The sequence below is a fragment of the Acinetobacter sp. CIP 64.2 genome (assembly GCF_000369645.1).
Classification (GTDB): Bacteria; Pseudomonadota; Gammaproteobacteria; order Pseudomonadales; family Moraxellaceae; genus Acinetobacter.
The window spans coordinates 658,289-673,865 of sequence record NZ_KB850122.1 but is presented as its reverse complement, the minus strand read 5'-3'; the positions used below and the strand labels follow the sequence as shown (position 1 = coordinate 673,865).

At 40.2% G+C, this 15,577-nt stretch carries 17 protein-coding genes; 7 read left to right on the top strand and 10 right to left on the bottom strand.

The genetic code is table 11. From position 1 onward, the window contains the following. Positions 1-30 precede the first annotated feature (30 nt). Positions 31-1,632, top strand: a complete 1,602-nt coding sequence (gene rtcR, locus F895_RS07895; RefSeq protein ID WP_005241915.1) for an RNA repair transcriptional activator RtcR — start codon at positions 31-33, stop codon at positions 1,630-1,632. Here rtcR and F895_RS07900 read toward each other — a convergent pair whose 3' ends face one another. Further along, a complete protein-coding gene (locus F895_RS07900; protein WP_005241914.1) occupies positions 1,633-2,703 on the bottom strand; it encodes a DUF2157 domain-containing protein in 1,071 nt (356 codons plus the stop codon). Between the two features lie 93 nt (positions 2,704-2,796). Next, positions 2,797-3,426, bottom strand: a complete 630-nt coding sequence (locus tag F895_RS07905; protein WP_005241913.1) for an alpha/beta hydrolase — start codon at positions 3,424-3,426, stop codon at positions 2,797-2,799. A gap of 125 nt (positions 3,427-3,551) precedes the next feature. Between F895_RS07905 and yaaA the strand changes: the two genes are divergently transcribed. From yaaA to F895_RS07920, 3 genes are read left to right on the top strand one after another with little or no spacing between them, the layout of a single operon-like run. After that, positions 3,552-4,334 carry a peroxide stress protein YaaA gene (gene yaaA, locus F895_RS07910; protein WP_005241912.1) on the top strand — a complete coding sequence of 261 codons (783 nt, stop codon included), beginning with the start codon at positions 3,552-3,554 and terminating at the stop codon, positions 4,332-4,334. Positions 4,335-4,355: 21 nt separating this feature from the next. Next, a complete protein-coding gene (locus tag F895_RS07915; protein WP_005241911.1) occupies positions 4,356-4,619 on the top strand; it encodes a hypothetical protein in 264 nt (87 codons plus the stop codon). Positions 4,620-4,628: 9 nt separating this feature from the next. Next, complete coding sequence (locus F895_RS07920) at positions 4,629-5,243, top strand: HD domain-containing protein (RefSeq protein WP_005241910.1); 615 nt, start codon at positions 4,629-4,631, stop codon at positions 5,241-5,243. Between the two features lie 70 nt (positions 5,244-5,313). Here the strand turns inward: F895_RS07920 and F895_RS07925 are convergent, their stop codons facing one another. The 6 genes from F895_RS07925 to F895_RS07950 form a co-directional block, all read right to left on the bottom strand. Continuing rightward, entirely contained in the window at positions 5,314-5,640 is a 327-nt protein-coding gene (locus tag F895_RS07925) for a hypothetical protein (RefSeq protein ID WP_005241909.1), read from the bottom strand. 178 nt (positions 5,641-5,818) lie between these two features. Next, positions 5,819-6,604 (bottom strand): thiazole synthase, encoded by a 786-nt coding sequence (locus F895_RS07930; RefSeq protein WP_004639328.1) that lies wholly within the window; start codon positions 6,602-6,604, stop codon positions 5,819-5,821. Positions 6,605-6,627: 23 nt separating this feature from the next. Next, on the bottom strand, positions 6,628-6,825 hold the full coding sequence (gene thiS / locus F895_RS07935) for a sulfur carrier protein ThiS (protein WP_005241908.1): 198 nt from the start codon (positions 6,823-6,825) through the stop codon (positions 6,628-6,630). A 9-nt stretch (positions 6,826-6,834) separates the two neighbouring features. Then, entirely contained in the window at positions 6,835-7,200 is a 366-nt protein-coding gene (locus F895_RS07940; protein ID WP_005241907.1) for a DUF423 domain-containing protein, read from the bottom strand. A 107-nt stretch (positions 7,201-7,307) separates the two neighbouring features. Continuing rightward, positions 7,308-8,177 carry an RNA polymerase sigma factor RpoH gene (rpoH, locus tag F895_RS07945; RefSeq protein ID WP_005241906.1) on the bottom strand — a complete coding sequence of 290 codons (870 nt, stop codon included), beginning with the start codon at positions 8,175-8,177 and terminating at the stop codon, positions 7,308-7,310. A gap of 132 nt (positions 8,178-8,309) precedes the next feature. Then, on the bottom strand, positions 8,310-8,549 hold the full coding sequence (locus tag F895_RS07950) for a sulfurtransferase TusA family protein (RefSeq protein ID WP_026040228.1): 240 nt from the start codon (positions 8,547-8,549) through the stop codon (positions 8,310-8,312). 357 nt (positions 8,550-8,906) lie between these two features. Here F895_RS07950 and F895_RS07955 point away from each other — a divergent pair, with 357 nt between their 5' ends. From F895_RS07955 to fba, 3 genes are all read left to right on the top strand, one after another. Then, on the top strand, positions 8,907-9,119 hold the full coding sequence (locus F895_RS07955) for a cold-shock protein (RefSeq protein ID WP_004911569.1): 213 nt from the start codon (positions 8,907-8,909) through the stop codon (positions 9,117-9,119). Positions 9,120-9,221: 102 nt separating this feature from the next. After that, the gene (gene rhlB, locus F895_RS07960) at positions 9,222-10,373 is read left to right on the top strand and encodes an ATP-dependent RNA helicase RhlB (RefSeq protein WP_005241904.1); all 1,152 of its coding nucleotides are present in this window, start codon (positions 9,222-9,224) and stop codon (positions 10,371-10,373) included. 203 nt (positions 10,374-10,576) lie between these two features. Next, positions 10,577-11,614, top strand: a complete 1,038-nt coding sequence (fba, locus tag F895_RS07965; RefSeq protein ID WP_005241903.1) for a class II fructose-bisphosphate aldolase — start codon at positions 10,577-10,579, stop codon at positions 11,612-11,614. A 100-nt stretch (positions 11,615-11,714) separates the two neighbouring features. On the opposite strand, the gene F895_RS07970 is transcribed toward fba, so the two are convergent. Continuing rightward, positions 11,715-13,028 carry a peptidylprolyl isomerase gene (locus tag F895_RS07970; protein ID WP_005241902.1) on the bottom strand — a complete coding sequence of 438 codons (1,314 nt, stop codon included), beginning with the start codon at positions 13,026-13,028 and terminating at the stop codon, positions 11,715-11,717. After that, complete coding sequence (locus tag F895_RS07975) at positions 13,028-15,490, bottom strand: LPS-assembly protein LptD (RefSeq protein ID WP_005241901.1); 2,463 nt, start codon at positions 15,488-15,490, stop codon at positions 13,028-13,030. The genes F895_RS07970 and F895_RS07975 overlap by 1 nt, the downstream gene beginning before the upstream one ends. Between the last annotated feature and the right edge of the window lie 87 nt (positions 15,491-15,577).

Sequence of the window (15,577 nt, the reverse complement as noted above, 5' to 3'; positions counted from 1 at the left end):
GATAGACATATATAAAATATTATAGAAATTATGCCGAATGCAAAGAAAACTGTCGTTATTGGCTTTGTGGGGTCTACCTTAGATCAAGGAAAGCATCCTAATCGTTGGCAACGTTGGCGTCCGACCTTGAGTCTTTTGATGCATGAAGATCTGATTGTGGATGAGCTGGTGCTATTGCATGATCGACAACATCATAATTTAGTCAAATTTATTGCTGAAGATGCTCGGGATATGTCACCATCGACTAACGTGTCCGGGCATCGAGTGAGTATTCGTGATCCTTGGGATTTTGCCGAGGTCTATGGTGCGCTGTATGACTTTGTAAAAACCTATCCCTTTGATACTGAAAAAAACAACTATCTTTTGCATATCACGACAGGCACACACGTTGCCCAGATCTGCTGGTATCTTCTGGTTGATGCCAATTATTTACCTGCCAAGCTGATTCAAAGCGCACCCAATCAACAAAAAACACCAGAAGGTGAATATCGCATCATAGATCTGGATTTATCTCGATATGATGTTCTTAAGCAACGTTTTGAAGATGAGCAGCAACAAAACTGGCAGCAACTAAAAGCCAATATTTCAACCTATAACCCCGAATTTAATCAACTGATCACCGAGGTTGAGCTGGTGGCAACACGCTCCAGTGCCCCGATCCTGATTATGGGGGCAACAGGGGTAGGTAAATCACATTTAGCCAAACAAATATTTCAATTAAAAAAGGACAAGTTTCATTTGAGTGGCCGCTTTATTGATGTGAACTGCGCGACCTTACGTGGTGACAGCGCCATGTCGAGTTTGTTTGGGCATATCAAAGGTGCATTTACAGGTGCAGCGGCTTCGCGGACAGGTTTATTAAAAAGTGCCGATCAGGGTATTTTGTTTTTGGATGAGATTGGTGAACTTGGACTGGATGAACAAGCAATGTTGCTCAAAGCACTCGAGGATAAATCCTTTTTTCCTGTCGGAAGTGACAAAGAGGTTCAGGCAGATTTTCAACTGATTGCAGGAACCAATCGGGATCTAAGAGCTGAAGTGCAGGCAGGCCGTTTCCGTGAAGACTTATGGGCACGATTGAATACATGGACTTTCTTTTTACCTAATCTCAAAGATCGCATTGAAGATATTGTCCCAAATATTGAATTTGAGTTACAACGCTTTGCGGCAAATCATCAACGACAACTACGTTTTCAGCGTGATGCACTCGATGTGTATTTGAAATTTGCCAAGTCTAAAGAAGCATCGTGGCAAGGCAATTTTCGTGATTTAACTGCCAGTGTGACGCGGTTAGCGACATTATCCAGTGGTGAGCTGATCCGTTCAGAAACAGTCGAAAAAGAGATTCAGCGTTTAAAGCAGTTGTGGTCGATTCAAACCACACAAAGTGAATTTAAGGAAAGGGATGTTCTACTCAAGTATTTAGATCAAGCGCAGTTGAGCGAGATCGATGAGTTTGATCAGATTCAACTGCGTGGGGTGCTGCAAGTCTGTGAAAATGCCAAGTCAATGGCGGATGCTGGACGTCAATTGTTTGCAGCTTCACGCCAACAACGTAATACCACCAATGATAGTGACCGAGTCAAAAAGTATTTGGCTCGGTTTGGCTTGAGTTGGGGCGATTTTCAATAATCATTCAATCGGATGATCTTTCTTGATTTGGGATTGGTTGGGTAGAAATTCTAAATTCCAGAGCTTTTCGGCATGCCGACCAAGCCACCAGAAAGATGCTGCCAGCAGAATAAAGAAAATGGCTTTATGCATGCCATTCCAGAAGAACTCAAAATATTTGGTGTAGAGGTTAATGAATAAAAAGGTGATACCAAAACCACGTGAGGTAGCATCATCGTGTTTTAAACCATAAACAATTGCGATGATGGCAATAAAGGCAAATAACACACCCCAATGCAACAGCTCATATTGTTTAACGCTATACCAACTATTCAAGTCTCCATAATTGCCAAAGATTGAGAGAATCCATAAGGCAATAAATAGATACAGCAGGCCCATAACATAAGTCGAATGTGCAAAGTCTCTAAAATGCGCATAGCGTTTAAACAGTAGGCTTAAGCCGATCAATACACCGCCAAAAAATACAAAGCGTAAAGGGAAGTTCATGCCTAAATAATAGGCACCCCAGCCAGACATATAGCCTGTTTCCGTCCCAAACCATGAGCCGAGTGATAGCAGCGAAAACACCCAGATCAGTTTAGAAGGGAACCAGAAGGCAAGTGCTGCATAAATGATGGTGGAGAGCAGGAATAATAAAGAAAAATGCCCACTACCAGTATCAATCGCTTGGCCAAAATAGGCGACAGACGCTGCGGTAGAGAGCACGCCTGCAAAAATAATCGCCTCATTACTAAATTGATGTAAGGGTTTGGTTTTACGTCGATGATATGCAAAGCCATAAAAGGCTGCTGCAACCACAGCAAAAATCAAACAGGGAATGATTTTGGAATTGATAAAGATTTTTTCAATCAATTCCATCAAGAACTGATCAGCGGTAATTGCAGCAATTGCAATCACGGCACAAATTATTGAAATCCAGAATGAATATTTTGCCAGCCGTTCCCAGTCAAACGGCCGAATTGAAAAACTCTGATTTAACTCATTGGCTACATCAGGCGTAATCGTGCCTTGTTGTTGCCATTGTTCAATGGTTTGCTTTAAAAAAAGTCCCTGTTTTTTATTTAATTTCATTATTAAAGAACCCGAATGTCTGTACATCTATATTGATATAACAGACATTGGATTCAAAAAAAGTATATTTTTCTTAGTAATTTGTTGTTAAGCCTACAGTTTTAAAAAACGAGTAATAACTTGACGCAACTGTTTTAGATACCCTGTGAAGAAATGATTGGCGCCTGGCAAAATCGTGATCGGATGTTTTTGTGGTTTTGCCCAAGCGATCATATCTGAGAGCAAGGTAATATCATCCTGTTCACCGTGAACAAATAGAATGTCGCCGTCAATTGCAGGGGTTTTGTAATGACGTAAATCAACAACTGAGCCGGTAGGTAAACCACATAACACTAACTGTTTAGGACGTAACTCATTGCTGAGTTGGGCTTGGCATTTTGCCAGTACATGTGAACCAAAGCTAAAACCACCTGCGTAGAAGGTTAAACCTGCATGCTTTTCACGGGCATATTCAATCACAACCATGATGTCATCAGTCTCGCCATGGCCTTGGTCATGTGTGCCTTCACTGCCAGCTAAACCACGAAAACTTGGACGATACACAATACAGCCCATTTCATTAAAAATCTGAGCCAATAAAACAGGGACTTTATGATGCGGTGTACCACCTTGTAAGGGATGTGGATGGCAGACAACAGCAAAACCTGTGATTTCACCTTGGGGTTGATCAACAAACATTTCAATTTGACCAACAGGACCTTGGATGAATAATTGCTCAGACATAAGATACGCAATGGATAATGGAAGAATCCACTATTTTACCGATAAAACTGAACGAGAACACGAATTGGCATTAAAAATTATCAACTGTTATAGTTTCACCAAGATAAATTTATTTTTGATTGATTATGCTTGCTTTAATTTCTCCAGCCAAAACACTTGATTACACCACAGCACTTCCTACAGATACACATACACAACCACGTTTATTGGCGCAATCTCAACAGTTGATTGATGTATGCCGTAAACTTTCGGCGACTGAAATCGCATCCTTGATGACAGTAAGCGAGAAAATCGCCAATTTAAATGTAGAGCGTTTTCGTGACTGGAACGCTGATTTTGATTTTTCCAATGCACGCCAAGCCTTGTTTGCATTTAAAGGCGATGTATATACCGGTTTAGATGCTTATCACTTAAAAGACCAAGAGATTGATTTTGCCCAACAGCATTTGCGTATGTTGTCTGGTCTTTATGGTTTATTGCGTCCGTTGGATTTGATGATGCCGTACCGTTTGGAAATGGGGACTAAACTAAAAAATAAGCGTGGTCATAACCTATATGAATTCTGGGGCAGCATTATCACCGATCAAATTAACCAAGATTTAGCTGAAATTGATGCGAAAGTATTGGTAAATTTGGCTTCTGACGAATATTATAAATCTGTAAATGAAAAGAAAATTCAGGCAGAAATTATTAAGCCTGTATTCTTGGATCAGAAGAACGGAAAATATAAAGTCATTAGTTTCTATGCGAAAAAAGCGCGTGGATTGATGGCAAGATACTTGATTGAAAATAAATTAAGCCAAGCAGAACAATTAAAAGCATTTGATAGTGAAGGGTATTACTTTGATGCTGAAAGTTCATCGGATAAAGAATTGGTCTTTAAGCGAGATGAGCAACACGCAGCTTAGATTTGCCTTGGGCAGGGTGGGATGTTAACCAAAGAGCATTTGTTAAAACACGCAATATCGTCTGATCAAGTCCTGATTAAAGGCCACCTGACAGAACCTCGGAGTTATGGGGTATATGCATTGCCTTTAGATCGGGATGGTACTCGACGATTTCGATTTGGTAATCATCCTATGCGCCAACAGGAACTGAAACATGAGTTTGGTTCCTGTACCTTATATCAGCTTTTTCTTGAGCGCAAAGATGCGGAATCTTTAGCAAAGTGGCTGAATAAAGAAATCCAGTGAGGATGGGCAATGCAGCAATATTTAACCGTATTAGAAAAATCATGGTTTGAGCTGCATCAGCATTATCATTTTGCTGAGCCGCAGAAGGTTTTTAACAAATTGATTGTTGCCTATAGTGAAAAGCAGCGCGCTTATCATACGCTTCAGCATTTATATGAATGTCTAGTTCTAGTTGACTCGATTCGAGCTGATTTAAATGATGCACATGCAGTTGTCTTGGCGCTCTGGTTCCATGATGCAGTTTATGACCCACAAGCCAAAGACAATGAACTTAAAAGTGCTGAGCTATTTGAACAGTATCTGGCTCAAGACTTACCAAACGATATTGTTGAAAAGATAAAGCGGTGGATTGTTGCTACGCAAAAGCATGCATCGACAGATGAGTTGGATTTACAGTTTTTACTGGATATTGATTTGGCGATTCTAGCGGCTGCACCAGACCGTTTTGCGCAATATGAGCAGCAGATTCAGCAGGAATATGCTTGGGTTGATCCAGATGTCTATTCGATTAAAAGAAAAGAAGTTCTAGCGCATTTTTATCAGACGGAGCCGCTGTATCAAACGGAATCTTTCCAGCAGCGTTTTGAGCAAAGGGCGAAAGGGAATTTGAGGAAGGTTGTTTGAGATTAGATCTCTATTTAATAAGGATTTTTGAATAAATAATTAAAGCTAAAGATATATCTAATCTGAGAGTTTATTGAATATAATTTATTGCGTATTTTTCTTGGTTTTCATAAATTTTTAACTCAATCACCCCATCTTTCCGATTTCCTTTTATATAGAAATGATAGTAATAATATGGTATATGGTCTTGGCTATCTCCAGAATACCAGCCAGATTTTCTTAGTTTATAATTTTCTATCGTTCCATATTTTTCATGTAATTCTGTATCGTGTTGGAATATTTGAGCAATATTCCTCTCATTTTTCTTGTAATCTTTATTTGTCATATAAGTTGAAAAATATGCTAAGCAAATTGCTAACACTAAAAAAGTTAGAATTTTTTTTACATTCAACTTCATTTTATACTCTTAGATATCAGCATTGTAAAATAAGAAAGAATTTGATATTTTTTTAACAATAAGGTTTAGCTAATGTGTTAATTTTACTAGAGTTAAGCTGAACACATCTTCATCATAATTGCGTAGTTTATAAAAGAAAAGTAACGAAGGAATAGAATTTATCCCTTCGTTAAACAAATTACTTAAAGAAATAACCAGTTTCTGGTGAGCTTGCATTCGCCATACGCTTACGCGGCATACGACCCGCTAAAAACGCTTCACGACCTGCTTCAACTGCTTTTTTCATGGCAGAAGCCATCAAAATTGGATTTTGCGCAGCAGCAATTGCTGTGTTCATGAGTACGCCGTCGCAACCCAATTCCATTGCAATCGCCGCATCACTGGCAGTACCAACACCAGCATCAACTAAGACCGGAACTTTGGCATTTTCTTTGATGATTGAAATGGTATGTGGATTCAGAATACCGAGACCAGAACCAATCAAACTGCCCAAGGGCATGATCGCAACGCAACCCATGCTCTCAAGTTCTTGCGCAACAATTGGGTCATCTGAGGTATAAACCATGATCTCAAAACCATCATCAATCAAGGTTTGCGCTGCTTTAAGCGTTGCAGTTACATTCGGATATAAGGTTTTTTCATCACCGAGCACTTCTAGCTTCACTAGATTGTGACCATCAAGCAGTTCACGTGCCAGCATACAGGTACGAATTGCACTATCCGCATCAAAGCAGCCTGCGGTATTCGGCAGAATCGTGTATTTCTCTGGTGGAATTACTGAAAGCAAGTTCGGTTGATCAGCATGCTGTCCGATATTTACACGACGAATTGCCACGGTCACAATTTCGGCACCACTGGCTTGAATGGCTAAATCAGTTTCATTGAGGTCTTTATATTTACCTGTCCCAACCAATAAACGAGATTGGAAAGTACGAGAACCAATAATTAAAGGGGAATCTTGCATGGGCTTACTCCATTTTTAGCCAATTAGCCGCCACCAACAGCTTGAATAATTTCAATACGATCTTCAGGAGCAATTGCGGTTTGCTCAAGTCTACTTTTCGGAATAATCTGTTGGTTCTTTTCTACAGCGAAGCGTTTGCCTTCAAGCGCTAAGCTTTGAATCAATTGCTGTAGGTTTTCACAAGACGTGTCTGTTGACTCGCCATTTAAATAGATGTGCATGATCAATCCTTATTTCGCATGCTTGATTGCTTGCCATGCGAGTAGCAACCAGCCCGCAATCATAAATGCACCGCCAATTGGGGTAATTGCACCTAAGATTCGAGGCAGGCCGAGCGCCATAATGTACAACGAACCGCAGAAAAAGATGATACCAATTTGGATCAAAATAAAAGGAATTTTTATTGGGAAGGTTACTGTGGTTTTATGCAGGACACCCAAGATAAGCAAACCAATCGCGTGATAAAAGAAGTATTGGGTTGCTGTACCCCACCAAGCGAGCTGCTCTGGGGTTGCAAAAGATTTGAGTCCATGAGCACCAAAAGCACCCAACATAACTGCAAGCGCAAGGTTAAGCGCCGAGATAGCTATCCACATAATGATAATGGAACTGGAAATTTGATGAACAAAGTTAACATATTCGAGGGCTTAAACAAAGCCAGATAAAACAAAAGGGCATTAAAGCCCTTGTGTTTGTATTGGTTCTAGCTCGCAGACATTGCAGTCTTGATTTTCTCCATTGCATTTTTTTCAAGCTGGCGAATTCGTTCTGCGGAAACGTTATATTCAGCAGCCAGTTCATGCAAAGTCGATTTATCATCATCTAACCAGCGGCGTTGTAAGATATTACGAGAGCGATCATCAAGCTGTTCCATTGCCTCGTGTAAGGCAGAGGTACTTTGCTCTTCATAATCTTCTTCTTCAATCAGGCGCGCAGGGTCGTAACGATTATCTTCTAGATAAAGTGCAGGAGCAGTATGTGGTGTATCGTCATCATCATCACCTTGTGCTTCAAAAGCAGCATCATAAGCGGTTAAACGACCTTCCATTTCGAGCACTTGCTCTGGTGTGACGTTCAAATCATTGGCAATTGATTTCGCTTCTTCCAAAGTGAGTCGTTTGCTTGATTTTTTAAGGCTACGTAAGTTAAAGAATAATTTACGTTGTGCCTTGGTCGTTGCGATTTTGACAATACGCCAGTTACGAATCACATATTCATGTATTTCGGCTTTAATCCAGTGCACAGCAAAAGAAACTAAGCGAACACCCATATTCGGATCGAAGCGTTTTACCGCTTTCATTAATCCGAGGTTACCTTCTTGAATAAGATCACCTTGTGGTAATCCATAACCTGCATAACTACGTGCAATATGTACGACAAAGCGTAGGTGTGACATTACCAATAGTTTGGCAGCATCAAGGTCTTGGTCATAATAATAACGCTCAGCAAGTTCTTTTTCCTGCTCGGCCGTTAAGATTGGAATTTGATTGACAGTACTGATATATGCACCAAGGTTTACACCTGGCGCAGACAATGACAGGGGCATCAATTGATTGCTGCTGTCAGTAGTCATGGAGTCTCCTTATAGGATGATATTTGAGTCAACAATTTCATCTTAATGCGAATGTTCTTCATCACTAAGGAAATTTGAGTATAGAAATGTAAATTAAGCAATTTTATCTTTAACCAAGAGTTTAGCAAAGAATTACATAGATTCAATTAAATAGTGAAATTCATGATCTGAAATTTTCTGTGTCTGGCATTGAAGTTGTTGGATTTTGCAATATCGTGTTACATCAATTTCGCTGTGTGGATCAGAAGATTTCAGTAAATATTGTTTTGAACCTTCAGTTTTCTTTAACGCGCGTTTCAACATGAGTAATGGCATAGGGCAAGGCTGTCCGAGTGCATCAATTATTTCAGGAGAATTGGGGGTATCAGTCATATGCATTTAAATTGTTTCATTCAAAATTATATTAACAAATTTTTGCGTAATTTTTGAGAGAAAAATTTCATTAAAAAAATAGCTAAATTAGTGAAAAAAACAGATAGAAACTAGGGAAATAACTAAAAATAATTCTATTAATTGTCATAAACCCGTGATAAGCTCGATGCGTTTTAGGAAGAGTTTAATGCAATATTATTGTAATAAACCCTAATAACAAATGGATGTAACCGGAAATTGTTGATAGTTTTACAGAATGATTACAAGCTTTAAAATTATAAATATTTTAAAACCTTGTTGGCTCTGCTGTTTGCAACACCGGAAGGTCCTTATCTTTCAAAATCTGAGGATTGACTTATGACAGCTCGTGAACAAGGCGTAGTAAAGTGGTTTAACGACACTAAAGGCTTTGGTTTTATTCAACGTAATGGCGGTGATGACGTATTCGTTCATTTCCGTGCAATTGTTGGTGAAGGTCACCGTTCTTTACGTGACGGCCAACGCGTAGAATTCAGCGTAGTTCAAGGACAAAAAGGTTTCCAAGCTGAAAACGTTCAGCCTTTAGACTAATTTGTTGCCTTATACGCAATATAAAAACGCTCCAATGTAATTTGGGGCGTTTTTGTTTATAATAGCCACTTTCTTTTGATCACTGATGGTTCGAGAGCATATATGACGTCTGGTTTTGAAACCTTAAATTTACATCCGCAGTTGAAGAAAGCGATTGATGCTTTGGGTTTTACACAAATGACCCCAATTCAACAAAAGGTTTTAAAATATACATTGGCAGGGCATGATGCCATTGGTCGAGCGCAAACAGGTACAGGTAAAACTGCGGCCTTTTTGATTAGTGTGATCAATGATCTACTTAATAATCCAGTGAAAGAACAACGTTTCCGTGGTGAACCACGTGCGTTAATTCTAGCGCCAACACGTGAGTTAGCATTACAGATTGAAAGTGATGCACAAGCATTAACGAAATTTTCAAATTTGCACCTCGTAACGCTGTTGGGTGGTGTGGATTTTGAAAAACAAAAGAAAATGTTGGATCGAAACTTCGTTGATATTATCGTGGCAACGCCAGGGCGTTTGATCGATTTTGTTGAACAAAAAGAAGTTTGGTTAGACAAAATTGAATTTCTGGTGATTGATGAGGCTGATCGCTTACTCGATATGGGCTTTATTCCATCGGTAAAACGAATTGTCCGTTATTCGCCATTCAAAGAGCAGCGTCAAACGTTAATGTTCTCTGCAACATTTAGCTATGATGTTTTGAATCTTGCACGTCAATGGTTATTTGAGCCTGTAACGGTAGAAATTGAACCTGAACAAAAAACAAATAACGATGTTGAACAACGTGTTTATGTGGTTGCGAAGCAGGATAAATATAAGCTGTTACAAGAGATTCTTCGTGAAGAGCCAATTGATAAGGTGATGATTTTTGCGAATCGCCGTGATCAGGTTCGTCGTTTATATGATCATTTAAAGCGTGATGGTTATAAGGTCGGGATGTTATCTGGTGAAATTGCACAAGATAAACGCCTGAAAATGCTCGATCAGTTCAAGCAAGGTAAGAATAATATTATGATTGCAACCGATGTTGCAGGTCGTGGTATCCATGTCGATGGGGTTTCGCACGTGATCAATTTCACCTTACCTGAGCAATCAGATGATTATGTACATCGTATTGGCCGTACGGGTCGTGCGGGAGCGCAAGGTGTCAGTATCAGTTTCCTGTCTGAAGATGATGCATTCTATTTACCTGAGATTGAAAAAGCGATTGGTAAAAAATTACCATTAACGCGTTTAGAAGGTTATTGCTAAGTCTTATAAGGTATTTGATTAAGACGATAAGATCTTCTTTGAAAAGACCAAATCATCACATGATTTGGTCTTTTTGCTTATTTCATAAGGTTTGCTACTCAAATTACACAAAAGACTGAAGATTTTTTTATAATTCCTGTGATTAGTTGCTGAATTGAAATACATCAGCATGTAGAATATGGCGCATTACCTGGGAGGATATTATGGCTCTAATCTCAATGCGCCAGCTCTTGGATCACGCTGCAGAACATAACTACGGCGTACCAGCATTTAACGTAAACAACTTAGAACAAATGCGTGCAATCATGCTCGCTGCGGATGCAACAAACTCACCTGTGATCGTGCAAGCTTCGGCGGGTGCACGTAAATATGCGGGTGCACCTTTCTTACGTCATCTTATTTTAGCTGCGATTGAAGAGTGGCCACATATTCCGGTGGTAATGCATCAAGATCATGGTACAAGTCCAGATGTTTGCCAACGTTCTATTCAATTGGGCTTTAGCTCGGTGATGATGGATGGCTCATTGGGTGCAGATGGTAAAACACCAACAACATACGATTACAATGTAGATGTAACTCGTCGTGTTGTGGCAATGGCGCATGCTTGTGGTGTGTCGGTTGAAGGTGAGATTGGTTGCCTAGGTAGCCTTGAAACTGGTATGGCTGGCGAAGAAGATGGTGTTGGTGCAGAAGGTGTGCTTGACCATTCTCAGTTGTTAACTTCTGTAGAAGAAGCAACTCAATTCGTTGCAGATACCAATGTCGATGCCTTGGCAATTGCAGTGGGTACCTCGCATGGTGCGTATAAGTTTACTCGTCCACCTACGGGCGATATCTTGGCCATTGACCGTATTAAAGAAATTCATGCCGCGTTACCAAATACACATCTTGTTATGCATGGTTCAAGCTCTGTACCACAAGAGTGGTTGGCTGTGATTAACCAATATGGTGGTGATATTAAAGAGACTTATGGTGTACCTGTCGATCAGCTTGTTGAGGCGATCAAGCATGGTGTGCGTAAGATTAATATTGATACCGATTTGCGTTTGGCTTCTACAGGCGCAATGCGTCGTATGATGGCTGAGAAACCAAGCGAGTTTGATCCGCGTAAATTCTTCGGTGAAACTGTTGAAGCAATGAAAGAGATCTGTGTTGCTCGTTACGAAGCATTTGGTACAGCGGGTAATGCGAGTAAGATTCGCCCAATTTCTTTAGAGAAAATGGTTGATCGTTACAAGTAATCTAAGCGTTATTTGTGAAATGAAAAAAGCGGCCATAGCCGCTTTTTTCATTTGTGATTTAAAAAAATACCAGCAATTTGCTGGTATTTTTTTAAATCAATTATTTTTGCTTTGCTTTGGAGTCTAGATTGGCATCTTTAATTTCAACATAGGCGTTTGCACGTAGCTCTCGCATCCAGCTATCCACCTCAGTATCAAATAAGCGTTCACCTAAAATCTGACGTGCCATACGTTCTTGCACTTCTTTGGTCATATCTTGTTGGCGTGTATCCGTCACTTGCAGGATATGCCAACCAAATTGGCTTTGGAATGGTTTGCTAATTTGTCCGACAGGGGTGTCTTTCATCACTTTTTCAAATTCAGGGACCATAACGCCCGGGCTAACCCAGCCTAAGCTACCGCCATCACGCGCCGAACCTGTATCATTTGAGTAGGTTGCAGCCAGTGTTGCGAAGTCTTCACCTGCTTTAGCGCGGTTGTAAAGGCTATCGATCATTTGTTTCGCACGATCTACACTGACAACTTCAGAAGGTTGAATCAAAATATGGCGGGTCTGATATTGCGGAACCAAGGCCTTCTGATCGTTTTGCTTACGTTCAAGTAATTTTAATACATGTACGCCATCACGAACATTGATTAACTCTGTGGTTTGTCCAATTTGGAGTGGTGCAATACGTGCCGAAAGTTCAGTTGGGATTTCTGCGAGTGAGCGGAAGCCCATATCTGCACCATCGACCTTAACTGAAGCTGTTGATAGCTTAGAGCTGATCGCTTTTGTATCATCACTATTTGTTAATGATTGTTTAACCTGTTGAGCAACTTGCTGTACGTCCTTCTCATTTTCTCCAGAGATACGCATATGTAATACGTGGACCTGTGTGCCAAGGGCAGCTTGACCTTCAGGAGATTTTAAGAAGTTTTCGACATCATGATCACTGATTTTGATACGAGACATGACCTGTTGTTGGCGTAAACGTCCTATAGCAAGGTCTTCGGCAACACGGTTACGTAAATTTTCATAAGTTCCTGGTGCGATTGAATCCAGCTTTTGCTGGAATGCTTCAAGTGAGTTTGCACCTGATTGATTCGCGATTTTTAAAACAGCCGCATTTAAACTTTTTTCGTCAGGTTTGATGCCATAACGTTTGACTTGCTCTAATTGAGCTTGACGAATAATCAGTTGATCCAGTACTTGCATTTGTAAATACTGTTGTGGCGGAATTGTTTTATTTTGCGCCTTTAACTGATGCTCTGTTTCAGCAACTCCTTGTTCTAAATCACTTTTAAGAATGACACTACTATCAACAATTGCAACAACCTCATCCGTTGGTTGTGCAAAGCTGTGCATTGATGAAGAAATTAGGGCAGCGAGAACAGTCGCTTTAAAGATATGTTGAAAAGGTTTTATCTTCATTAACGTTGTGTCCAAGATTGATTAATTTTGTCGAAACCTAAAACTCTATTCTCAAGCAGAGAAGCAAGTTTGTTGTTTAAAGCACCTAGGCCTTTGAGAGTGAATTCAGCCATGACAGCATTCTTTTTATGAACGCCTGGGGTGTTTGGATCATCTAAATCATTGTAGTAAGAACGACCATAGACGGATACAGCCCAACAACACGACTCGTAATTTACACCGAGTAAATATTCACGCATAACATTGTTGTCCATATCATATTGGGCATGGCCCATGATACGCCAATTGTCCTTCACAGGTTGTATAAAGGATGCAACAACTTGATCGTAGGCATCTTGTCGGTCTGTAATTTTTTTTCTATAGAAATAACCCAGATTGTAAAGATTACCTTTGTCACCCGTATAGTACGCTTGTAAATCTCGTTGTGCGTTGTCACCATTTTCTGTCCATGCGGAGTTGGAGCTGATGGTAAGATTCTGATTGAGTTGACTAGAAAGACTTACAATAGGTCCTGTACGGCGTTGAGTATCGAATTCATCCAGTCTTTCATTTAGACTGACACGGCGGTCGCTAAAATAATAACTTTGACCAATACTGGCTTTAATTCGTTCTAAACCTTCAGTGTCTAACAAGCTATAGGTAATACCAAGCGATAAGAAATTGTTGTCATCTAAGCGGTCATGCCCATAAAAGCGATATGGGTTGAACAGTTGATCATAATTGACCGAGGCTGTCGTTGAGTCAAAGTTTGGATTGTTGTCTTGGTTTTTATATGGTGAATAGGCATAGAAAGCGCGTGGAGAAATACTTTGAAGGTATTTTCCATCTTTTTCAAATGTTAGACCTGTTGCAAAAGTAAACTGAGGTACGACAACAGATTTTTCTTGGTTGTCAGATCTAAGGTTTGCTTTGGTATCTTGGTCGTAATAGGTATTAATACTCCGAACAGATACTTCAGGAACTGCATAGAACCAAGATGGCGTGAGATAATTATATCGAACTGCAAACTGGTTATAGATACGCGTACCACTTGACTCAAGCGCAGAGCCATCATTGATCGATTTTTTAAAGTAAGCGGTATCGTTGTTAAACTCGTATTGTAGCCCTTGTGGGTCACCTGTAACGTAGTTTAATAAAAATTGAGGCAATCGAGCATATGGCTTATTTGCATCAGGGATCGTTTTATCGAGTGTCTGGAAGTCTTCAACTTTCAATTGAGCTTTTAGACCTGGAATACCATTGCGATAATTCAGTTCCCAGGCTCGACGTAAGTTGAGATCGGTTCTTGTATTTGGGTTGTGATTGAAATCCGCAAAATAGTCTTTATCAGAAGCGTAATTATATTCTAAATTAGTTGACCATTGATCATTAATGCTCCAGTGATGAAGGAAGTGTAAGTCATCACGATTTTCATCACCATATTGCTTATCTTTAGCAATATATCCGCCCCAAATACGGCCCGAACCAAAGTTTTCCGTCATATAACGGAATTCAGCATCTAGTTTTTCGCCACGCTTGCTCATATAGCTTGGTGTTAGCGTAAGATCGTAGTTAGGTGCAAGATTGAGATAAACTGGTGTGGCAAGTTGAGCCCCGCCATCATTGCTATAGCCGAAAAGTGGGCTGAGCAGGCCAGTAGTACGGCGATCATCAATTGGGAAGTTGAAATAAGGGACTGCAAGTACAGGTACGTTTTTCACATAAAGTTTTGTACCACGAGTGACACCGCGCCCCGTATCCTGATTTAATTCAATTTGTTTCGCTTGAATTTTCCAGGCTGGTTTCTGTTCTGGTGGGCAAGCTGTATAGCTCGCATCTTTTAAAATAACTAAATTTTCATTGGCACGTTTAATCTGGCTTGCATGTCCGTGTGCATGCTGTTGTTCAGAAATGTAGTAACTGTTATTTAAATCGCCTGTCTGGGTCTTTAAATTATAGTTAATTTCATCACTTTGGCTGAGTAAGCCAGATTGGGCGAGTTGAACACGACCTTCGGCATTGGCATAGGTTTGGGTTGAATCAATAGTAACTTGATCTGCACGAATCGTACGACCTTCTTGATCGATTACGACGTTGCCTTGTAGGACTGAGTCACCTGTAGGGTTGTAATGTCCATAATCAGCAGTAATGACAGAAGTCGTGGTGTTTTCGTTGCCTGCTTTTGTTTGGGGATTAATTGGAGTGACCCAAGTCCCTTGGCAAAAGGAAGAACTTAAATAACGATTATCACGTAACTGTGCTTCTGGCGCAGATTTATCTACATAATATTGCTGGAAAAAGCTTTCCCCAGGATAACTTTCTTGATCTTGCTGTCCTTGATTTCGAATTGCTGCTTTGAGCTGTTTGTTGTCAAGCGTAGAGACAGCATCAGCTTGAGCTGCGAAACCAGACTGGATCGAGCCGCCACACAAGAGTGTCAAAATAGCTGTTGCTAAAGGATTAAATTTAAACTGATGTTTCATTGTCTCATTAACCAGTACGCTAATTCACAATTAATTATTGTCGCATCATAGAGAAAAAGTTGATAAGTGGCTACACTTAAGCTTTCA